This is a genomic window from Pseudomonas sp. R9.37 (genome assembly GCF_963878885.1).
In the GTDB taxonomy this organism is placed as follows: Bacteria; Pseudomonadota; Gammaproteobacteria; order Pseudomonadales; family Pseudomonadaceae; genus Aquipseudomonas.
In genome coordinates this window covers 15648-36800 of sequence record NZ_CAWNZA010000017.1, presented here as the reverse complement: position 1 = coordinate 36800, position 21153 = coordinate 15648, and the positions used below count along the sequence as shown (strand labels likewise).

The following is a 21153-nucleotide window of genomic DNA, read 5'->3' as shown; positions in this document are numbered from 1 at the left end:
AAAAAACATGCAAAAACCCCGAGCCCCCTAAAATTAATCACCGCCAAGTGTGTGCTATACAGTCAACCAAGCAAGTGCTTGGTTGGCTATGGTCGGATCACAAAGGAGCGCGTCCCATGCCCGTCGCTTTTCGTTTGCCGTTGCAGGCCTTCTTCGAACGTGAAGCGCGACACCCGCGCAAACCCTTTCTGGTGCAACCCACCGGCGCCGGCGAGGTGCAGACCCTCACCTGGGGTGAGGTCGCCCACCAAGCCCGTTGCGCCGCGCATTGGCTGCGTGCCCGCGAGCTGCCGCAAGGCTCGCACATCGCGCTGATCTCAAAAAACTGCGCGCACTGGATCATCGCCGACCTCGCGATCTGGATGGCCGGGCATGTCTCGGTGCCGCTGTACCCCAACCTCACCGCCGACTCCGTTGCCCATGTGCTGACCCATTCCGAGGCGGCGCTGGTATTGATCGGCAAGCTGGACGACTGGCCTGCGATGGCGCCGGGTATCCCCGCCGGGCTGCCGACCATCAGCCTGCCCCTGTGCCCGGTCGGCGACTTCGATTACCGCTGGGCCGACCTGCAAGCCTGCTCGCCGATCCAGGACAATCCCGAACCTGGCGCCTCAAGCCTGGCCACCATCGTCTACACCTCCGGCACCACCGGCTTGCCCAAGGGCGTGATGCAAACCTTTGGCGCCCTGGGTTTTGCCGCCACCCGTGGCACCGAGTTGTTTGGCCTGGGGGAGGGCGACCGATTGCTGTCTTACCTGCCGCTGTGCCATGTGGCGGAGCGGATGTTTGTGGAGCTGGCCTCGATCTACACCGGGCAAACCGTGTTTTTCGCCGAAAGCCTCGATACCTTTCTGGCGGATCTGCGTCGGGCACGGCCAACGGCGCTGTTCGGCGTGCCGCGAATCTGGACCAAATTCCAGATGGGCGTCTACAGCAAGATCCCGCAAAAGCGCCTCGACAGCCTGCTGCGCGTGCCATTTATCGGCAAGCGCGTCGGCCATAAGGTTCTTGCAGGGTTGGGCCTGGATGCCCTGCGCATTGCGTTGTCCGGGGCGGCGCCCGTGCCCGAAGCATTGCTGCGTTGGTATCAGCGCCTGGGGCTGGATGTGCTGGAGGTGTATGGCATGACCGAAAGCTGTGGCTATTCCCATGTGTGTCGGCCCGGCCAGCAGAGGCTCGGCTGGATCGGCCTGCCATGCCCTGGCGTTGAAGTGCGCATCGACACGTCGGGCGAGGTGCAGGTGCGCAGCGGCGCGACCATGCTCGGCTACTTCAAGGACCCGCAGAAAACCGCCGAGACCCTGACCGATGATGGCTTCCTGCGTACCGGCGACAAAGGCGAGCAGGACGCCGACGGCCGCCTGCGCCTGACCGGGCGGCTCAAGGAAATCTTCAAGACCAGCAAGGGTAAATACGTGGCCCCGGCACCGATTGAAAACCGCCTGGCCGAACATGCACGCATTGAGCAAGTGTGCGTGGTGGGCGATGGCCTGGCTGCGCCGATCGGCCTGTGCGTGTTGTCCGCCGGGCCTCAGGACCGACACGCCCTGGGCAGCAGCCTCGAACGCTGGCTGGAACAGGTCAACCAGGCACTGGATAAACATGAACGCTTGCGCCAGCTGGTGGTGGTGAAAGACAGTTGGGCGGTGGAAAACGGCTTTCTCACGCCGACCCTGAAGATCAAACGCACGGTGATCGAGTCGACCTACGGTGCCGAGCTTGCGGTTTGGAGCGCGCGCAACGAAGCCATTGTGTGGCAGGATTAGGGTCGTAATAAAACTAATAAGGACAACTTCATGAGCTTGTGGCGCACCCAACCGAATATTGAGCAACTCAACGCGATCCAGAAAAACACCATCGGTGAGCTGCTGGACATCCGCTTCGAAAGCTTCGACGACGAGTCCCTGACCGCCAGCATGGTGGTCGACCATCGCACCCATCAACCCTACGGCCTGCTGCACGGCGGTGCGTCGGTGGTGCTGGCTGAAAGCGTCGGGTCCATGGCGGCTTACCTGTGTATCGATGCCAGCAAGTTTTATTGCGTGGGCCTGGAGGTCAATGCCAACCACCTGCGCGGCGTGCGCAGCGGGCGCGTCACGGCGGTGGCCCGGGCGATCCATATCGGCCGGACCACTCAAGTGTGGGACATTCGCTTGACCAGCGATGAGGGCAAAGCCAGCTGCGTGTCGCGCCTGACCATGGCCGTGGTACCGCTGGGCGAGAACCCGCCGGCGCGATAGGCGTGGCGTGAGTGTCATCATTCCTGGCGGTTACAGTCATTGCTGTAACGGCCGGGCATGGTGACAATCAACTTCTGTTTTTGCAGATGGATCCGGTATGTCGCAGCACGTGTTTTTTGCCCACGCCAATGGCTTTCCTTCGGCCACTTACGGCAAGTTGTTTGCCGCCCTGGCCCCGGAATATGCCGTGGCTCACCTGCCGCAACACGGTCACGACCCCAGGTTTCCGGTGGACGACAACTGGCAGAACCTGGTGGACGAGTTGATCCACCATCTGCAGTTGCAGCCGGAACCGGTGTGGGGTGTGGGCCATTCCCTGGGCGGCGTGTTGCATTTGCACGCCGCCATGCGCTGTCCGCAGCTGTACCGCGGCGTGGTGATGCTCGATTCGCCGGTACTGACCCGCGCTGACCGCTGGGTGATCCGTGCCGCCAAGCGTTTCGGCTTTATCGACCGCCTGACGCCGGCCGGGCGTACGCTGGGCCGCCGTGAAGAATTTACCGACCTGGAGGCGGCGCGCAGCTACTTTGCCGGCAAGACGCTGTTTCGCGGGTTCGACCCGGAATGCTTTGACGCGTACTTGCAACATGGCTTGCAACAGGTGGGCGACCGCCTGCGTCTGCGCTTTGATCCGGCCACTGAAATCAGCATCTACCGCGGCGTGCCTCACACCAGCCCTGGCCAGGTTCGTCAGCTGAAGGTGCCGTTGGCGGTGGTGCGCGGCCGCCAAAGCCGCGTGGTGATGCGCCACCATGCCAGCGGCGTCGGCCGCCTGCCGATGGGCGAAATGCTCACCATGCCCGGCGGCCATATGTTTCCCCTCGAACGCCCGCAGGACACCGCGACCTTGATCAAGAACCTGTTTTCCCGCTGGGCAGCCCGCGAGCGCAGTTGCGCATGAGCATGCCCGTCGAAGAAGTCCGCCTGAGCCTGCCGCACATCGAGTTGGCGGCGCATCTGTTTGGTCCCGAAGACGGTTTGCCGGTGATCGCCCTGCATGGCTGGCTGGACAACGCCAACAGCTTTGCGCGGCTGGCGCCGAAGCTGCACGGTTTGCGTATCGTCGCGTTGGACATGGCCGGTCATGGGCATTCGGCGCACCGTCCTGTCGGCGCCGGTTATGCCCTGTGGGATTACGTCTTTGATGTACTGCAAGTCGCCGAACAGCTGGGCTGGAAACGTTTTGCATTACTTGGCCACTCCCTCGGCGCCATCGTCTCGCTGGTGTTGGCCGGCGCGTTGCCGGAGCGTGTCACGCACCTGGGGTTGATCGACGGCGTGGTCCCGCCCACCGCCGCGGGCGAGAGCGCCGCCGAGCGACTGGGCATGGCGCTGCAGGCGCAACTGAACCTGCAAGAGAAGCGCAAACCGGTCTACACCTCGCTGGATCGAGCCGTGGAAGCACGCATGAAAGGCGTGGTGGCGGTCAGTCGCGAAGCCGCCGAGCTGTTGGCCCAGCGCGGTTTGATGCCGGTGCCGGGAGGTTACACCTGGCGTACGGACAGTCGCCTGACGCTCGCCTCGCCGATGCGCCTGACCGATGAGCAGGCGATGGCTTTCGTGCGACGCGTGGGTTGCCCTACACAGTTGGTGGTCGCGGCTGACGGCATGCTGGCGAAACATCCAGAATTGCTTTCTCAGCTACCTTTTACAGTGAACACGCTGCCCGGCGGCCATCATTTACACCTTAATGATGAGCCCGGCGCGCTCCTTGTTGCAGACTGTTTCAATCGGTTCTTCCACGCGCCTTGACTTGACGCGGGCAACTGCCGAGGCTGGGCGGATTGAAAGGGAGTCAACCATGAACGCTATGAACACTGCTGCGACCTCCAATGGCCAGGGCTTACCGATCCGATGAGCCTGCGCAAAGGATGTATCCGTGCCCTCGGGCTGTGCTGTTTCAGCCCCTTGGTGTTCGCCGCGGACCTGCCGGGAAGTCAGGATTTACCGGCCGTGGCCCGTCAGGCCGATGCGCAAATCGTCGATTACCGCCCCGCTGAAGAAAAGGAACGCATCTACCCGATGGGCGCGATCCGTAAGATCAGCGGCCAACTGCGTTACGAAGGCCAAGCCACAGCGCGTGGCCAGACCACTGCCATCACCTATGAGCTGCCCGCCGAGCACACATCAAGTGCCGCATTTACCGCGACGCGCGAAGCGTTGCAGGCCAAGGGCGCGCAGCTGTTGTTCTGGTGCCAGGCTCGCGATTGCGGCGAAAGCAGCCTGTGGGCCAACGAAGTGTTCGGCAACGCCAAACTGGTCGGCGCCGATGGGCAGCAGGAATACCTGCTGCTGCGTCTGGCGGCGCCGCAGGACAATTCCCTGTTAGCGCTGTACGGCATCACGCGCGGCAACCGTCGCGCCTATCTGCATGTTGAACAGCTCGATGCCAGCGCGCCGCTGGGGGACTTGCTGCCCACCTCGGCCACCTTGCTGCGTGAGTTGAAAAGCACCGGCGAACTGGACTTCCCGGCGCTGGGCGCCGAGCCCGACGCCACCTGGCTGACTCTGATTTCGCGTGGCTTGAACCTCGACGCCACCTTGCGCGTCAGCTTGACCGGGCCGACCGCCGAAGCCTGGCGCCAGGGCCTGATCGACAGCGGCGTACGCGCCGCGCGCATGGAAACCGGCACCGGTGATGCTAAGGGTTTGCACCTGCATCTGATACGCTGACCCGCAACAGGGCGAACGGACCCGCGCCGTTCGCCTAAGCTCTCTTCCTACAGCCTTATTCTCGAGATACTCGATGCTCAATAACGATCGCCTACTGGTGCAAATCCTGCTGCTGGTGTTGTTTGGTGCCAGCTTCTGGGTGATGGCGCCGTTCTGGTCGGCGCTGTTCTGGGGCGCGGTGCTGGCGTTTGCCAGCTGGCCGCTGATGCGTTTGCTGACCCGCTGGCTGGGCGGCCGGGAATCCCTGGCGGCGGGCATTCTGACCCTGGGCTGGATGTTGCTGGTGGCGGTGCCACTGGTGTGGCTGGGGTTCAACCTGGCCGACCATGTGCGCGACGCCGTAAGCCTGATCAAGGATATCCAGGTTGACGGCCTGCCTGCCGCGCCGACCTGGCTGGGCTCGATCCCCTTTGTCGGCGAGCGCCTGGTGGCGACCTGGGACAGCATCGACCAGCAGGGCGCGGCGTTGATGGTCAGCATCAAGCCGTACCTGGGCCAGGTCGGCAACTGGTTGCTGGCGCGCAGCGCGCAGATCGGTGGCGGTATTCTCGAACTGACCCTGAGCCTGGTGTTCGTGTTTTTCTTCTACCGCGACGGGCCGCGCCTGGCGACGTTCGTGCATCGGCTGCTGGAACGCTTGATTGGCGACCGTGCCGGTTACTACATCGAGTTGGTGGCCGGCACCGTGCAACGCGTGGTCAACGGCGTAATCGGTACCGCCGCCGCTCAGGCCCTGCTGGCGCTGATCGGTTTCCTGATCGCCGGTGTGCCGGGCGCGGTGGTGCTGGGCATCGTTACCTTTCTGCTCAGCCTGATCCCCATGGGACCGCCGCTGATATGGATCCCGGCCACGGCCTGGCTGGCCTGGAAGGGCGATTACACCTATGCGGTGTTTCTCGGTGTGTGGGGCACGTTCATCATCAGTGGCGTCGACAACGTGCTCAAGCCGTACCTGATCAGCCGCGGCGGCAACCTGCCGCTGGTGATTGTGCTGCTGGGCGTGTTTGGCGGGTTGATCGCCTTTGGCTTTATCGGTTTGTTTATCGGCCCGACCTTGCTGGCGGTGGCCTACAGTCTGCTGACGGATTGGAGCGCGACCCAGGCGCAAGTGCGTCGCGAAGACAAACCCCTTTAAGCCCTCGGCAACCACATCACGGCGGTCAGGCCGCCGCCTGGGGTTTCCTCCAGGCTCAGGCTGCCGCCGAGGCGTTCCACCGCTTCCTTGGAAATCGTCATGCCCAGGCCGACGCCGCCGGAGTTGCGGTTGCGTGAGCCTTCCAGGCGAAAGAACGGTTCGAATACGGCCTCGCGTTTATCCGCGGCAATCCCCGGCCCGTGGTCGATCACACGGATGACCAAGGCTTCGCGGCTGTCGCTCAGCTCCACCCGCGCCGTACCGGCATAACGCAAGGCATTGTCGATCAGGTTGTTGAGGCACGAGCGCAGTGCCATCGGCTGCACCTGCAAGGGCGCGCAATTGCCCGCGAACTGCACATCGGAGCCTTGATCCTGGGCGTTTTCGCTGAGGGATTCGACCAGCGCCTGCACGTCGAGCCAGTGCCGGGTTTCGCTGGTGCGCTGCTCGTGCAAGTAACTCAGGGTGGAGTCGAGCATGCCGATCATGTCGTCCAGGTCCTGGCGCATCTGACCTTGCAACTTGGTGTCTTCGATCTGCTCCAGGCGCAGTTTAAGGCGTGACAGTGGGGTGCGCAGGTCGTGAGAAACGGCGCCGAGCATGCGTGCACGCTGGCTGACTTGCTCGCGAATGCGTTTTTGCATCAGGTTGAAGGTCGATGCAGCCTGCCGCGCCTCGCGAGGCCCGGACTCGTTAAGTGGCGGGCTGTCGAGGTCGAGGCTCAAGCGTTCGGCGGCTGCGCTCAGGCGCTGGATCGGCCGGCTCAGCAGTTTGGCGCCATACCAGGCGGCAATGATCAGCGAGATAAATTGAAACGTCAGTGGCACCACCGGGCCGCCGAACCAGGAACGATGGTGCTTGGGCAGCGGCTTCATTGTTCCATCCGGCTGCTCGACAAAGGTTTCCTGAGGCGGAGGTGGTGGCGGGCCGTAGTGGTGAAACCAAAAGAACGCCAGCACGTGGGCCAGCACAATGGCCACCAGCAATACGCCGAACAGCCTGCCGAACAGCGTATTGAAGGTGGCGCGCATCAGCCGATATCCCGCGCGTCAAACAGGTAGCCTTCGCCGCGGACAGTCTTGATCAACTGCGGTGCCTTGGGGTCATCGCCCAGTTTCTGGCGCAGGCGCGAGACCAGCAAGTCGATGCTGCGATCAAACGCCTCGATTGAGCGGCCACGCGCGGCATCGAGCAATTGTTCACGGCTCAGCACGCGACGCGGGCGTTCGATAAACACCCACAGCAGACGAAATTCGGCGTTGGACAGCGGCACCACAAGGCCGTCGTCGGCCACCAGCTGGCGCAGTACGCTGTTGAGGCGCCAGTTGTCGAAACGGATGTTGGCGCGCTGCTCGGTACGGTCATCGCGTACCCGGCGCAGGATGGTCTGGATGCGTGCCACCAGCTCGCGCGGTTCGAAGGGTTTGGACATGTAGTCATCGGCGCCCAGTTCCAGGCCGATAATGCGGTCGGTGGGTTCGCAGCGCGCGGTGAGCATCAGGATCGGGATGTCCGATTCGGTGCGCAGCCAACGGCACAGTGACAGGCCGTCTTCGCCCGGCAGCATCAGGTCTAGCACCACCACATCAAAGGTTTCGGCTTGCATGGCCGTGCGCATGGCGGTGCCGTCGGTGACGCCGACGGCGAGAATATTGAAGCGCGCCAGGTAGTCGATCAGCAGTTCACGAATCGGTAGATCGTCATCGACGATCAGCGCACGGGTGTTCCAGCGCTTGTCTTCGGCGATCACCGCGCCTTTTTGCTCTTCGTTTACAGAGACGGTAGGGGTATGCATAGTGCGATCATCTGCCTGGGTTGTTGCTGTCAGCATAGGCGCCCAGCTCCATGGCTGGAAGTGCTGGACGGGCGGTCATGTGCGCGAGGCTAGACGTGGTGCGTGTTGAGGGCATGTCGTGAATGTATCAGCCTTGACACAATTGCTCTAAATGCCGGGTCACGGGCGCTCGATCAGTATTTTACCGATCATCGGATCCCGCAACGGCGCCGCTTGCGCTACAATCCGCGCCGATTTCGACTTGCCTGAGAGCCCATTCCAATGTCCGTCTGCCAGACTCCTATCATCGTCGCCCTGGATTACCCCACTCGTGACGCCGCACTGAAGCTGGCTGACCAGTTGGACCCCAAGCTTTGCCGGGTCAAGGTCGGCAAGGAACTGTTCACCAGTTGCGCCGCCGAAATTGTCGGCACCCTGCGTGACAAAGGCTTCGAAGTGTTCCTCGATTTGAAATTCCATGACATCCCCAACACCACCGCCATGGCAGTCAAGGCCGCGGCTGAGATGGGCGTGTGGATGGTCAATGTGCACTGCTCCGGCGGCCTGCGCATGATGACTGCCTGCCGTGAAGTGCTGGAACAGCGCAGCGGCCCGAAACCGCTGCTGATTGGTGTGACCGTGCTGACCAGCATGGAGCGCGAGGACCTGGCCGGCATCGGCCTGGATATCGAACCTCAGGAGCAGGTATTGCGCCTGGCGGCGCTGGCGCAGAAGGCAGGGCTTGATGGCCTGGTATGCTCGGCGCTGGAAGCCCAGGCCTTGAAGACCGCTCACCCGTCGCTGCAACTGGTCACCCCGGGCATTCGCCCGGCGGGCAGTGCCCAGGATGACCAGCGCCGCATTCTGACGCCACGTCAGGCCTTGGACGCGGGCTCGGACTACCTGGTGATCGGTCGCCCGATCAGCCAGGCGGCCGATCCGGCGAAGGCGTTGGCCGCAGTTGTCGCCGAAATCGCCTGAATGTCGCTGAGCTAAAATGTGGGAGCGGGCTTGCTCGCGAAAGCGGTGTATCAGACACACATCCGGTGACTGACACTCCGCATTCGCGAGCAAGCCCGCTCCCACATTTCGATCCACCGTGGTCAGTTAACTTTTAGAATCAACTTCCCAAAGTTTTCGCCGTTGAACAGTTTCATCAGCGTTTCCGGGAACGTCTCCAGCCCCTCGACAATATCTTCCTTGCTCTTGAGCTTGCCCTGCGCCATCCAGCCGGCCATCTCCTGCCCGGCTGCGGCAAAGTTCGCCGCATGGTCCATCACCACAAAGCCTTCCATCCGCGCGCGATTGACCAGCAACGATAAGTAGTTGGCCGGGCCTTTCACGGCTTCTTTATTGTTGTACTGGCTGATGGCACCACAAATCACCACCCGTGCCTTTAACGCGAGGCGGCTGAGCACCGCGTCGAGGATGTCGCCGCCGACGTTATCGAAATACACATCCACGCCTTTAGGGCATTCGCGCTTGAGGGCGGCTGGCACGTCTTCGCTTTTGTAGTCGATGGTTGCGTCGAAGCCCAATTCATCCACGAGGAATTTGCACTTGTCGGCGCCGCCGGCGATGCCGACCACGCGGCAGCCTTTGATCTTGGCAATTTGCCCGGCAATGCTGCCCACCGCACCAGCGGCGCCGGAGATCACCACGGTTTCGCCGGCCTTGGGCGCGCCCGTTTCGAGCAGGGCGAAGTAGGCGGTCATGCCCGTCATGCCGAGCGCGGACAGGTAGCGCGGCAGCGGCGCGAGTTTGGGGTCCACCTTATAGAAGCCGCGCGGTTCGCCGAGGAAGTAATCCTGCACGCCCAGCGCGCCATTGACGTAATCACCCACTGCAAATTTCGGGTTGTTCGACGCAATCACCTTGCCCACACCCAGTGCGCGCATCACTTCACCAATGCCGACGGGCGGAATGTAAGACTTGCCCTCGTTCATCCAGCCACGCATGGCCGGGTCCAGGGACAGGTATTCGTTGTGCACCAGCACTTGCCCATCCCCTGGCGTGCCCACCGGCACTTCCTGATAGGTGAAGGTCTCCCGTGTCGCCGCGCCGACCGGGCGTTTGGCGAGCAGGAACTGGCGGTTGGTCTGGGCAGTCATGGCAAAGGACTCTTTAGAAGTGAACCCCAAGTGATAGACCCCTAACGGCCTGAGAGCAAGGTTGTCCGAGAGGCGCGAATGCCCGCCGATAGGCCTGGCTGATAGTGAGGCGGGTGGGCTTATCACTGCGATTCATACACCGCCAACCGGCCTTCTGATAGTGCTGACGCACCCGTCCTGCGCTTGGCTAGACTCGGCCCACGGCTATTTTCCCCACAGGACATCCCCATGAGCATGACGTTTTCCGGCCAGGTCGCCCTGGTCACCGGCGCCGCCGCCGGTATTGGCCGCGCCACCGCGCTGGCATTTGCCGCCGAAGGCTTGAAAGTGGTGGTTGCCGACCTGGACGTGGCGGGCGGCGAGCGCACCGTCACGCTGATTCAACAGGCGGGCGGCGAGGCGTTGTTCGTGCGCTGCAACGTCACGCTGGAAGCGGACGTGCAGCAGTTGATGGCGCAGACCGTCGCCGCCTATGGTCGGCTGGACTACGCCTTCAACAATGCCGGGATCGAGATCGAGAAGGGTAAGCTGGCCGACGGCAGCCTGGATGAGTTCGACGCGATCATGGGCGTTAACGTCAAGGGCGTTTGGCTGTGCATGAAGCACCAGTTGCCGCTGCTGCTGGCCCAAGGCGGCGGGGCGATCGTCAACACCGCCTCGGTGGCGGGGTTGGGGGCGGCGCCGAAGATGAGCATTTATGCGGCGTCCAAACATGCCGTGATCGGCTTGACCAAATCGGCGGCCATCGAGTACGCGAAAAAGAAAATCCGCGTGAATGCGGTGTGCCCAGCGGTGATCGACACCGACATGTTCCGGCGTGCCTATGAAGCCGACCCGCGCAAGGCAGAGTTTGCCGCCGCCATGCACCCGGTCGGGCGCATCGGCAAAGTCGAGGAAATCGCCAGTGCGGTGTTGTACCTGTGCAGCGACGGTGCCGCGTTCACCACGGGCCAGGCGTTGGCGGTGGACGGTGGCGCGACGGCGATCTAGGACTCGGCGCCACTGCATATTCGAAAAGGCGAGGGGCGCTGTGGGGCGTTTCCAGGGCTGGCACAAGGCCTCGTCAGAATGTGTATCAGTAGGTAAATAATTCAATAAAATCAATACTTTAATAAATTTCGGCGGCAGGTCGAACCCGGCTTCTGTGCTTAACTGTTTGGGGTTGAATAACAGACAGTTGAAGTGAGGGGCTCATGGATTTAGGCATCGATCGACAGGCCCTTGTACCGGTGGTGCAGCAAATCGTCAGCGCGGTGGCGCAATGGATTCGCACAAGCGGGGCAAGCCCGGGCACGCGCTTGCCGTCCATCCGGCAATTGGCCCTCGACAACCTGCTCAGTCAATCCAGCGTCATCGAAGCCTTTGAGCGAATGGTGGCGCAGGGGGTGTTGGTGGCAAAACAGGGCTCGGGGTTTGTAGTGGCCCAACCGCCGGTTTCCCTTGAAAGCCACTGGCATGAAGGCGCCGAGCTGGGCTGGGGCGCCTACGTCGATGGCCCGTTGGGCGAGTTGAAACTGGGCTGCGGCTGGCTGCCGGACGCCTGGCGCGAAAGCGATGATATTTGTTACGCCATACGCGAGGTCAGCCGCACCGACACCGCCGGGCTGTTCAGCTACAGCACGCCGCTGGGGTTGCCGGTACTGCGTGAGCAACTGCTCAAGCGCCTGACGCAGATGAAAGTGCCCAGCAGTCTCGACTGCATTCTCACCACCCATGGCGCCAGCCATGCACAAGACCTGCTCATACGGACGTTGCTCAAGGCCGGCGATACGGTGGTGGTCGAGACGCCCGGGTATGCCAACCTCTACCGTCAGTTGGAGCGCCATGGCGTCAAGCTGCTGCACGTCCCGCGCACGCTGGGTGGCCCGGATATCCCGGTGTTGGAGACGCTGCTGAAAAGCCATCGGCCCAAATGCCTGTTCATCAACTGCCTGTATCACAACCCGACCGGCACCAGCCTGTGCCGTGCCGTGGCCGAGCGCCTGCTGCAATTGGCGAGCAGCGAGAACTTCCTGATTGTCGAAGAGGACGTCTACGGCGACTTGCAGCACGCCAGTTGCACACGGCTGTCGGCGCTGCCCCATGACGGTCGGGTGATCTATATTTCGAGTTTTTCCAAGACCCTCAGCAGTGCCTTGCGCGTGGGGTATCTCAGCGCCAGCGCGGCGATTATTGCGCCCATGGTGACGCTCAAAACGCTGACAGGCATCGGCACTTCGCGGTTTGCCGAGGCGGTGCTGGCCACGCTGCTGGCCAATGGCACCTACCGTAAGTGGGTGCAGCGCCTGCGCAAGCGCTTGAACACACAAATGGCCGCAACCCTGCAGGTGCTGGAGGATGAGGAGTGGGAGGTGTTCGCCGTGCCCGCGGGGGGCATGTTTGTGTGGGCCCGGCCCGGCAGGGACGATCATTCACGGTTGCAGGCCTGTGCCCGACGGCTCGGTGTGTTGTTGTCGCCGGGGGCGCTGTTCAATCCCAAGGGCGAGCACAGCGACTGGCTGCGCATCAACGTGGCCTATGCTGCTGATCAGCGGGCGCTGGCGTTGTTCCGTGCCATGGGGCCTGCCAGATCGACCTCGACCATTCTGAAAACGACGGGTATGTAGCTTTTTGCCATTATTGTGGCGCCAACGTCTTGTGCCGTTGGCTCGTCGTTGCGAATCTCGCTGCATGGAAACCAGGCTCGATGGCATCTGCCGTTGCAAGAGGATTCAAGTGCAATGATTTCAGGCGTGCAACGACGTTTTGCCAACCTCGGTATGGCGAAGAAACTGGGCTTGGGTTTCGCCCTGGTGCTGCTGTTGACGGCGCTGGTGGCGGCCATTGGCGTGTGGTCCCTGCAAACCGTTGGCCAGCGTTTTGAAGGCCTCAAGGCCATGTCATCGCTCAACAGCGGCTTGCTCAAGGTACGCCTGATCGAGCAGGACTACGCGCTGCACGCCGACCCCAAGTCTGTCGATGCCCTGCACGAAAGTGTCGATGCACTGGCGGCGATGGCCGCCAGCCTCAAGGCCCGGTCAGCCACGAATGTGCCGGTGATGAGCGATGTCGAGCAGGCGTTGGCGGCGTATCGCAAGGCTTTCGACGAGTTTGTCGAACTGACCCAGACCAAGGACCTGGCGCTGGAAATGGCCAGTTGGTCGGTGTCCAGTGTGGCCAATAACCTCGATGTGTTGCAGGCCGGCCTGGCCGACGACGGCGCCTATGGCCTGAAAGAAAGCCAGGGTAAGGATGGCGCCGAGTTTATCGAGCAGGCCGGGCAGGTCAGCCAGGTCTCGCGGTTGATGTTGCAAGCCATGAATGAAGCGCGCGTGCGCCTGGATCAGAGCCGCAGGGCCGATGCCGACAACGCCGATCAAGGCAAGATCGAACAGGCCGATCAGGCCCTGGCGCAAGTCGAACAGCTGAAAACCTCGGTCAAGGATGCGGGTTACCAGACCGTGCTCAATGAAGTCTCCGGGCATATCGCCGCATTCAGCGAAAAACTCGGCGAGTACACCGGGCTGCTGGCCCAGGAAAAAATCGTCTACAAGCAGTTGCATGACCGCGCCGACCAAGTGGTCAGCCGGGTCAACCAGGCGTACGACGCCGAAGACCAGTCCATGCAGGCGCAATTGAAGAAAAGCGCAGTGTTGATCATCGGTTCCTCGGCCCTCGCGCTGCTGGTGGGCTTGATCGCGGCGTGGGTGATCACCCGGTTGATCGTGGCGCCGCTGCGCACTGTGATCGCCGTGGCCCAGCAGATTGCGTCCGGCGACCTGAGCGGGCGGATGGAAGTCAGCCGCCGCGATGAAATCGGCCAATTGATGCAGGCGATGCAGCAAATGGGCAGCGGCCTGAGCCAGATGGTCAGTGGGCTGCAGGCGGGCATCGAGCAATTGGCCAGTTCGGCGCATTCACTGTCCAGCGTCACTGAGCAGACCAATGTTGAAGTCAGCAGCCAAAAAGAAGAGACCGAACAGGTTGCCACGGCAATGAATCAGATGACCGCCACGGTGCACGACGTGGCGCGTAACGCCGAAGAGGCCGCGCAAGCCGCGCAGACCGCCGACGACAAGGTCGACAGCGGTCAGCAAGTGGTGCGCCAGAGCCTGCAGCGGATTGAATTGCTCGCGTCCTCCAGCACCAGTGCCAGCGCGAGTATCGAAAGCCTGAGCGCGGAAATCCAGAATATCGGCACGGTACTGGGCGTGATCAAAAGCGTGGCCGAGCAAACCAATCTGCTGGCCCTTAACGCCGCCATCGAAGCGGCCCGCGCCGGCGAGCAGGGCCGAGGGTTTGCAGTGGTGGCCGACGAAGTGCGGGCGTTGGCCAAGCGCACGCAGCAATCGACCGAGGAAATCGAGCGTCTGGTCAGTACGTTGCGCAGCGCGGCGCAGTCGTCGGTGCAGCAGATTCAGCAGAGCGGCGAGCTGGTGAAGTTGGCGGTCAGCGATGCGCTGGAAACGGAGAGCGCGTTGGGCAGCATTGCCGCGGCGGTGTCATTGATCCAGCAAATGAATCAGCAGATTGCCGCGGCGGCCGAGGAGCAAAGCTCGGTGGCCGAAGAGATCAATCGCAGTGTGACCAGCATTCGTGCGAGCGCCGATCAGTCGGCGTTGAGCATGCAGGGCAATGCCGCGTCGAGTATCCAGCTGGCACAGTTGGGCGCGGAGCTCAAGGGCATGGTGGGGCACTTCCGCCTTTGATCGCGGCGGGTCAGCCGCGAACAAAGGGCAGGGCGCCAATCAGGCGTGGTTGGCGAGGAAGGTCAGCAGCGCTTCATTGACGAAGTCCGGGTTTTCCCGGGCCGAGATATGCCCCGCGTCGGGAATCAGCGTGAGGCTGCAGCCAATCAGTTCAGCCATTTCCTGTGATTCTGCGGGCGGCCGCGGCTTGTCCTGCTCGCCGCACATCACCAGCGTGGTGTCCGAGTCCAGGCGGGGCAACTGGTCCAGAATGTTCTCGCGACTGAAGATCAGGCGGCCCAGTGGCACGATGCTGTTCAGCAGGCGCTCTTTGGGTAAGGCCTGCAACGCCTTGCGAAAATCCTGGTACAGGGCCGACTCGCGGTCGATGCCGGGGCGGAAGAAAATCGGTGCAACCACATCCAGCAACGGCTCGGGGATGGCGCCGGCGTCCTCGATCATCTTGAACAGCGAGAAGTAATATTGGCGCGTGGCGTCGGGCTCGGCGCCCAGGTAGGTGTCCATCAGCACCACGCTGTTGATGCGCGCCGGTGCCAGCAACGCCAGGCGCGCGCCCCACATGCCGCCGACCGACAGGCCGACCAGATTGATTTGCGCGATATCCAGCTGATCCAGCAGCGCCAGGGCCTGACGCGCGAGGTCGTCGAGGGAGCGGGTTTGCGTCGGCAGCGGGCCGGACTCACCGTGGCCCCACAGTTCCGGCACGATCACGCGATACTGTTGCGACAGGGCTTCAATTTGCGGGGCCCACATGTCGCGGTCCCACAGGTAACTCGAACCCAGCAGGACGACCGGGCCGGTGCCCTGGTCGACATAGTGCAGCGGTTGTCCATCAATCACGGCAACAGGCATAGCAGGCCTCTAACTTCACGGAGTGAGGGGCACTTTTTTACGCTAGTCGGGGGCGGGGGGATAGGTGCAAAGTGATGGCATGTGGCGACCCGGGGTCGCCACATGGGGCAGGCGATCAGTCGTAGATGACTTTCTTCTTCCATTCGGCGTCGGCGTCGACGACTTTCAGGCCTTCGGTCAGTTCGTTGACTTCGTCTTCGGCCGGCTTGCTGTTGGTCAGCACCGTGGAGTTGGCGCGGGCCAGTTGCGATTCCAGCAATTGCAGTTGTGCACTGTAGAGCACCGGCTCCGGCTGTTTGCGCAAGTACTGCACGCCACGCTCGAACGCCAGGCGTGCCTGGCCAGGCTGGCCTTGTTGCAGGGCGTGCTGGCCCAGGTTGTTGAAGAACTCAATGTGCAGCAACACCAGGATATGGCGAATTTCCTTGATCCAGTGCTTGGCTTCGTTGGTCGGCAGGAAACCGTCCTGGGCCGCACGGGTCACTTGACCGTGCAGCGCCTCGAGCAGGAAACGCACGTCCTTGGCCTTGGCTTCGGTCTGGATCGGCGCGGGCGGGTTGGTCACCGGGATCGATTCGCCCTGGCCGATCAGCGCGTTCAGCTCAGCGATACGTGCCTTGAGCGGTGCGCTGGATTTTTTGAGGTGCAACAGGCGCTGGGTGACGTTGAGTTCCAGGCGAGTCAGCAACAGTTTGAGTTTCGGGGTCATCAACTGGCCGGGGAACGTCTCGGTGATCTCACCGCAACGACGCAGCCGATCGTTAAGCTCGATTTCGGTGCGCTGCTTTTCCAGTTTGTTGTTTTCCACCACGTGGTTCATGTAGCCAATGGCGATCAGTATTACGATCCCGGCTATTACCAGCAGGGTGATCATGAGTGGTGTCACCGGTGTGACCTCTTTATAGGGTTTGCTGTGGAGTGTAGTGACTGGGCCATCCGACGGATAGGATTGTTCGACCAGTTGCCCAGGTAGTTTCTGCTATATAGATAAGCGTTCCCTGCGTGGATGCACATTGCCATCATTTGCCTGGGCGAACTATAGCGCCTTGTCGGGCGCCAGAATATAGGCGTCAAAGCCCGCACGGGCACAATGCCCGCAAAGCCCTGGAAAGCAGGGCGAAGTCATTGATTTAAATAAATTTATCCTTGGGGGTTGACGACCTTTCAATCCATCCATAGAATGCGCGCCACTTACAGCGTAAAGCACACAGCGAAACGCGGTAGGGAGTGAATGTTGTACGTGTGTCCCCTTCGTCTAGTGGCCTAGGACACCGCCCTTTCACGGCGGTAACAGGGGTTCGAGTCCCCTAGGGGACGCCATATGCGGGAATAGCTCAGTTGGTAGAGCACGACCTTGCCAAGGTCGGGGTCGCGAGTTCGAGTCTCGTTTCCCGCTCCAATTTTTAAGCAGTGTTGCCCTCGGGCGGCATTGAGTGAAACCAGGACCAAGTCTTCGGATGAGGCCTCTGGGCACTGAAATACACACCATGTGTTTCAGTAGCGTGTCCCCTTCGTCTAGTGGCCTAGGACACCGCCCTTTCACGGCGGTAACAGGGGTTCGAGTCCCCTAGGGGACGCCATTTGCGGGAATAGCTCAGTTGGTAGAGCACGACCTTGCCAAGGTCGGGGTCGCGAGTTCGAGTCTCGTTTCCCGCTCCATATTTAACGAAAACGCCGATCAGTGATGATCGGCGTTTTTGTTCGTGTCGCTTTTTTGCCGGCAAAACACACCACGCATGTAGGCCATGTGCTGATGTGCGTAGGAATAGTCTGTAATCAATGTCGGGTAGCTGTGTACCTGTTCCGCTGTCTCTACTCTGGCCAGCCCATTTTCCTTGTTTACTTCAAAGGACTGTCCAGATGCTTCAGCTCGATTTCTATTCAACCCTGGTCGCTGCCTCCCTGGTGCTTTTATTGGGCCGTTGGCTGGTGGCCCGGATTGGCTTTCTACGTGTCTACAGCATTCCGGAGCCGGTAGCCGGCGGCCTGTTGGTTGCCGCATTGCTGTTGGCGTTGCGTGCGCTGGCGGATGTCGAGGTTCGCTTCGACACCTCCTTACAAACCCCATTGATGCTGGCGTTTTTCGCCACGATTGGCCTGAACGCAGATTTCGCCAGCCTGAAGCGAGGCGGGCGCGTGCTGGGTATTTTCCTGCTGGTCGTGACGGCCCTGTTGGTGGTGCAAAACGCCATGGGGATCGCGTTGGCCAAGGCGCTGGGGCTTGATCCATTGATGGGCTTGCTGGCGGGCTCCATCACCCTGTCGGGCGGGCACGGCACGGGCGCCGCATGGGGCGCGGTGTTCAGTGAGAAATACGGCGTGGCCTCCGCGTCTGAACTGGCAATTGCTTCGGCGACCTTTGGTTTGGTGCTCGGGGGTTTGATTGGCGGCCCGGTCGCGCGCCTGCTGATCAAGCGTGTCCAGGTGCCTGGCGTTGAACACTCGCAGCCGCGGCGGCCCAAAGGCTTTGAGCGCCCCGATCAGGAACGCATGATCACCTCGTTTTCATTTATCGAAACCCTGGCCCTGTTGGCGATCAGCTTGCAGGTTGGCACGTGCCTGAGTGGTGTCATCCAAGGCACCGTCTTCGAGTTGCCCACCTTTGTCTGCGTGCTGTTTGTCGGCGTGGTGCTGCGCAATGGCTTGTCGGCGCTGGGTTGGCATCAGGTGTTTGAGCGCGAAGTGTCGCTGCTGGGTAATGTCAGCCTGTCGTTGTTCCTCGCGATTGCCTTGATGTCGCTCAAGCTCTGGGACCTGGCGGCGCTGGCGTTGCCGATCGTCATCCTGCTGGCGGCACAGGCGCTGTTGATGGCCCTGTTCGCGATTTTCGTGACGTTTCGGGTGATGGGCAGCAACTACGATGCGGCGGTGCTGGCGGCCGGGCATTGCGGTTTCGGATTGGGCGCGACACCCACCGCCATTGCCAATATGCAGGCGGTGACACAGCGCTTCGGTCCCTCGCAGATTGCCTTTCTGGTAGTGCCGATGGTGGGGGCGTTTTTCATCGACATCACCAATGCGGTGGTGATCAAGCTGTTCCTCGCGCTGCCGTTTCTCGGCGTGGCGGGCTGAGCGCCGCGCCTTCAGTTCACCGCGTAGACGTCCTGTTTTGGCATGAAGAAACGCGCAAAGAGTTCGGACTGGGACTTGATGTTCAGCTTGGTGTAAATATTGCGCCGGTGCACTTTCACCGTTTCTGTCGACAGGGACAGTTTGCCGGCGATTTCTTTGTTGGAGAACCCGCTCAACAGCAACTTGAGCACGTCCTTTTCACGCGTTGTGATCTGGCTGCCCAGTTGAACAATTGCCTGCGACCAGGGCGGTGTCTCATTGAGGTTTTTTTCAACGTCGATCTCAAAGCACATACGCTGGTGCATCAATGCCAAAACCCAAGGCTTGATGATATCCAGTGTGGTGATCTGTTCCGGGCTGTAGCGCACGTTACTGCCGAATGAAATACACAACGTCCTGTCCTCATCGAGCTGAACGTTGTACTGCACCTCATCCACCGAAACGTACTGGGCGAAATACTGACGGTAATACTCGGTGGTCAGAAAGTGCTCGGGCGCTATGTCTGACAAGTGAAAAAAGCCACTCTGCGGGTTTTCCCGGTTGGCAATGTAGAACGGGTCCAGCAGGTACAGCCCTTTGAGGTAGCGCTGAGTCAGGGCATCCACCTCCTCGGCATCGGCCACTTCAGTAAAGCTGATGACGTTGACTTGTTGATCGCTGAAAACCAGGACAACCCAGTTGTCGATCTGCACATATTCATTCAACACGCGAACCAGCGAGCTCCAGAAAGCCGGGCGATTGAGCTCCATGATCAGCTTGCCGGCCGATCGGTGCCAGGCCAGGTTATGAAGGTCGAGTGACATGTTCTACCCCTTTAGGGTTAGGCGTTCATAGGCGCGAGCTAAGTACTTGTAGGTATTTACTATTAGACGACGCCGGGTATATTCACCTCCCAGCGGATGCAGGCCATGAAGGCCTGTCGTTTTGACAAGGATAGTTATATGAGTCAATCACATTTGCGAGCCATTTTTTTGGCCTCGCTTGTCTGTGTAGGTATCAGCGCGCCTGCTGCGGCGGCGCAACCTCAGGTGAATCTGTACAACTGGTTCGGGTTGATCGCGCCAGAGACGCCCAAGGAATTCGAGCAAAAAACCGGCGCGCGCATGCACGTGGATGCCTTCGACAGCGCCGAGATCATGCAGAGCAAGGTCATGGCCGGGCGCACGGGCTATGACGTGGTTGTCGCCACCTCGAATGTCCTGCCAAGCCTGATCAAGGCGGGCGTGCTTGCACCGCTGGACCGCGACCAACTGAGCAACTTCTCCCATATCGACCCAGAGATGTTGGCGCTGCTTTCGGTGAATGATCCGGGCAACCGCTACGCCGTGCCTTACCTGTGGGGCACCACCGGGATTGGCTATGACGTTGATAAAGTCAAAGCCGCGTTGGGTGACAACGCCCCGGTGGACAGCTGGGACCTGATCTTTAAAGAAGAAAACATCAGCAAGCTCAAGTCCTGCGGCGTGGCGATGCTCGACTCGCCCAGCGAGGTCATTTCGATCGCGTTGCATTACCTCGGCCTGCCGAGCAACAGCCAGAACCCTGAGGATTACCAGAAGGCTCAGGCGCTGCTGTTGAAAATCCGTCCCTATATTCTCTACTTCGACTCCTCCAGAACCGACGCCGACTTTGCCGATGGCAATATTTGTGTGGTCGTGGGCTGGGCGAGCGGGGCGCTGACGGCGCAGGCCATCAATGAGAAAAACAACACCGGGCGCAAAATTGCCTACAGTCTGCCTCGTGAGGGCGGGTTGGTGTGGTCGGAAAACTTTGTGCTGCTCAAAGATGCGCCCCATGCCAAGGAAGGTCTGGCGTTTATCAATTACATGCTTGAACCGCAAGTGATTGCCAAGAGCTCGAACCACACGCTGTACCCGAACGCTAACAAGGACGCCACTGAGTTCGTCGAGCAGAAGCTGCGCGACAACCCTTGGATTTATCCTGACAAGCATACGGTTGCCACACTTGTTCCGCTTGAACCACTACCGTTGAAGTTGGAGCGAATCCGCACGCGCGTGTGGACCAAGGTCAAGAGCGGTACGTAACCCCGCGTGGCATTCATCTTTATTGGCAGAGGGCTTACATGGCTATTTGCAAAGAAACCAAAGCCGACACTCATCAATTAGTGACGCTGATAAAGATGGTCGAGGCCTATGAGGCGCAAAGCACCCACGGCCTCACGTCACTGGGTAATGAAAAACAACTGCTGAACCGCATCAAGGCATTGCTCCATACACATGATGGGGGAGTCGCTCGACCAAAGTCGATCAGCGCCGGCGTATGAACGGGGCCATAGCGTCCCAGCGTTAGCCGTCGGCAGACCAAGGGGCTGTCGCAGCGTTTTCAGGGAGGAGAAAAATCATGCGCCAAGCGGCTAACCCATACGTTTTGAAGCCGGACGAATATCAGGCTTACAAGGACATCGAAGAACAGATCGGCCACTGCACGCCCGAACAAGCCTGGGCGATGTATTACGTCTCGAGCGGGATGGTGCGCGAGTTCATCACGCTGGCGGTGATGGAGCATATCGGTCGCGGCAATCGGGCGCTGTTGCTCGAGTTTCCCGACCTTGCCCGGCTTCAAAACAGCGGCCAAGGCGCGCTCTAAC

The 21153-nt window shown here is 61.0% G+C and carries 20 protein-coding genes, 4 tRNA genes and 1 pseudogene; 19 read left to right on the top strand and 6 right to left on the bottom strand.

What is annotated here, in order from left to right:
• Positions 1–116: 116 nt before the first annotated feature.
• The 6 genes from AACU78_RS11810 to AACU78_RS11785 all read left to right on the top strand — a co-directional run bounded on the left by AACU78_RS11810 (position 117) and on the right by AACU78_RS11785 (position 6048).
• Positions 117–1766, top strand: a complete 1650-nt coding sequence (locus tag AACU78_RS11810) for an AMP-binding protein (protein WP_106580685.1) — start codon at positions 117–119, stop codon at positions 1764–1766.
• 30 nt (positions 1767–1796) lie between these two features.
• Positions 1797–2240, top strand: a complete 444-nt coding sequence (locus AACU78_RS11805; RefSeq protein ID WP_106580684.1) for a hotdog fold thioesterase — start codon at positions 1797–1799, stop codon at positions 2238–2240.
• A gap of 97 nt (positions 2241–2337) precedes the next feature.
• Complete coding sequence (locus tag AACU78_RS11800; protein ID WP_106580683.1) at positions 2338–3141, top strand: alpha/beta fold hydrolase; 804 nt, start codon at positions 2338–2340, stop codon at positions 3139–3141.
• Positions 3138–3992 carry an alpha/beta hydrolase gene (locus tag AACU78_RS11795; RefSeq protein WP_106580682.1) on the top strand — a complete coding sequence of 285 codons (855 nt, stop codon included), beginning with the start codon at positions 3138–3140 and terminating at the stop codon, positions 3990–3992. The genes AACU78_RS11800 and AACU78_RS11795 overlap by 4 nt, the downstream gene beginning before the upstream one ends.
• A 102-nt stretch (positions 3993–4094) precedes the next feature.
• Positions 4095–4913 (top strand): DUF4892 domain-containing protein, encoded by an 819-nt coding sequence (locus AACU78_RS11790; RefSeq protein ID WP_106580681.1) that lies wholly within the window; start codon positions 4095–4097, stop codon positions 4911–4913.
• A 73-nt stretch (positions 4914–4986) separates the two neighbouring features.
• Complete coding sequence (locus tag AACU78_RS11785; protein WP_106580680.1) at positions 4987–6048, top strand: AI-2E family transporter; 1062 nt, start codon at positions 4987–4989, stop codon at positions 6046–6048.
• On the opposite strand, the gene AACU78_RS11780 is transcribed toward AACU78_RS11785, so the two are convergent.
• The gene (locus AACU78_RS11780; RefSeq protein ID WP_106580679.1) at positions 6045–7079 is read right to left on the bottom strand and encodes a sensor histidine kinase; all 1035 of its coding nucleotides are present in this window, start codon (positions 7077–7079) and stop codon (positions 6045–6047) included. The genes AACU78_RS11785 and AACU78_RS11780 overlap by 4 nt on opposite strands.
• Positions 7079–7843, bottom strand: a complete 765-nt coding sequence (locus tag AACU78_RS11775) for a response regulator (RefSeq protein ID WP_106580678.1) — start codon at positions 7841–7843, stop codon at positions 7079–7081. The genes AACU78_RS11780 and AACU78_RS11775 overlap by 1 nt, the downstream gene beginning before the upstream one ends.
• A gap of 261 nt (positions 7844–8104) precedes the next feature.
• Here AACU78_RS11775 and pyrF point away from each other — a divergent pair, with 261 nt between their 5' ends.
• The gene (gene pyrF, locus AACU78_RS11770) at positions 8105–8803 is read left to right on the top strand and encodes an orotidine-5'-phosphate decarboxylase (RefSeq protein ID WP_017734306.1); all 699 of its coding nucleotides are present in this window, start codon (positions 8105–8107) and stop codon (positions 8801–8803) included.
• A 122-nt stretch (positions 8804–8925) separates the two neighbouring features.
• On the opposite strand, the gene AACU78_RS11765 is transcribed toward pyrF, so the two are convergent.
• Positions 8926–9933, bottom strand: coding sequence for an NADP-dependent oxidoreductase (locus AACU78_RS11765; protein WP_106580677.1), 1008 nt, complete (start codon positions 9931–9933; stop codon positions 8926–8928).
• Positions 9934–10161: 228 nt separating this feature from the next.
• Between AACU78_RS11765 and AACU78_RS11760 the strand changes: the two genes are divergently transcribed.
• The 4 genes and pseudogenes from AACU78_RS11760 (at position 10162) to AACU78_RS30060 (ending at position 14621) form a co-directional block, all read left to right on the top strand.
• On the top strand, positions 10162–10923 hold the full coding sequence (locus tag AACU78_RS11760; RefSeq protein WP_106580676.1) for an SDR family oxidoreductase: 762 nt from the start codon (positions 10162–10164) through the stop codon (positions 10921–10923).
• Positions 10924–11126: 203 nt separating this feature from the next.
• Positions 11127–12539, top strand: coding sequence for an aminotransferase-like domain-containing protein (locus AACU78_RS11755; RefSeq protein WP_106580675.1), 1413 nt, complete (start codon positions 11127–11129; stop codon positions 12537–12539).
• A 114-nt stretch (positions 12540–12653) separates the two neighbouring features.
• A pseudogene (locus tag AACU78_RS30065) lies at positions 12654–13760 on the top strand (HAMP domain-containing protein); the annotation flags it as partial.
• The gene (locus AACU78_RS30060) at positions 13740–14621 is read left to right on the top strand and encodes a methyl-accepting chemotaxis protein (protein ID WP_371924216.1); all 882 of its coding nucleotides are present in this window, start codon (positions 13740–13742) and stop codon (positions 14619–14621) included. The pseudogene AACU78_RS30065 and the gene AACU78_RS30060, both read left to right, overlap by 21 nt.
• 39 nt (positions 14622–14660) lie before the next feature.
• Here AACU78_RS30060 and AACU78_RS11745 read toward each other — a convergent pair whose 3' ends face one another.
• Entirely contained in the window at positions 14661–15473 is an 813-nt protein-coding gene (locus AACU78_RS11745; protein ID WP_106580673.1) for an alpha/beta fold hydrolase, read from the bottom strand.
• Positions 15474–15588: 115 nt separating this feature from the next.
• The gene (locus AACU78_RS11740) at positions 15589–16347 is read right to left on the bottom strand and encodes a hypothetical protein (RefSeq protein WP_106580672.1); all 759 of its coding nucleotides are present in this window, start codon (positions 16345–16347) and stop codon (positions 15589–15591) included.
• Between the two features lie 370 nt (positions 16348–16717).
• On the opposite strand from AACU78_RS11740, the gene AACU78_RS11735 reads away from it, so the two are divergent.
• The 5 genes from AACU78_RS11735 (at position 16718) to gltS (ending at position 18545) form a co-directional block, all read left to right on the top strand.
• Positions 16718–16793: transfer RNA gene (locus tag AACU78_RS11735), tRNA-Glu, on the top strand.
• A gap of 3 nt (positions 16794–16796) precedes the next feature.
• Positions 16797–16872, top strand: a tRNA-Gly gene (locus AACU78_RS11730).
• A 105-nt stretch (positions 16873–16977) separates the two neighbouring features.
• A tRNA-Glu gene (locus tag AACU78_RS11725) sits at positions 16978–17053 on the top strand.
• Between the two features lie 3 nt (positions 17054–17056).
• Positions 17057–17132 (top strand) — tRNA-Gly (locus AACU78_RS11720).
• Positions 17133–17333: 201 nt separating this feature from the next.
• A complete protein-coding gene (gene gltS / locus AACU78_RS11715; RefSeq protein WP_106580671.1) occupies positions 17334–18545 on the top strand; it encodes a sodium/glutamate symporter in 1212 nt (403 codons plus the stop codon).
• 11 nt (positions 18546–18556) lie between these two features.
• On the opposite strand, the gene AACU78_RS11710 is transcribed toward gltS, so the two are convergent.
• A complete protein-coding gene (locus AACU78_RS11710) occupies positions 18557–19348 on the bottom strand; it encodes a helix-turn-helix domain-containing protein (protein WP_106580670.1) in 792 nt (263 codons plus the stop codon).
• Between the two features lie 138 nt (positions 19349–19486).
• On the opposite strand from AACU78_RS11710, the gene AACU78_RS11705 reads away from it, so the two are divergent.
• From AACU78_RS11705 to AACU78_RS11695, 3 genes are all read left to right on the top strand, one after another.
• Positions 19487–20590: a polyamine ABC transporter substrate-binding protein gene (locus AACU78_RS11705; RefSeq protein ID WP_106580669.1), complete on the top strand. Its 1104-nt coding sequence runs from the start codon at positions 19487–19489 to the stop codon at positions 20588–20590.
• A 38-nt stretch (positions 20591–20628) separates the two neighbouring features.
• Entirely contained in the window at positions 20629–20829 is a 201-nt protein-coding gene (locus tag AACU78_RS11700) for a hypothetical protein (RefSeq protein WP_106580668.1), read from the top strand.
• A gap of 77 nt (positions 20830–20906) precedes the next feature.
• On the top strand, positions 20907–21152 hold the full coding sequence (locus AACU78_RS11695) for a hypothetical protein (protein ID WP_106580667.1): 246 nt from the start codon (positions 20907–20909) through the stop codon (positions 21150–21152).
• Position 21153 lies beyond the last annotated feature (1 nt).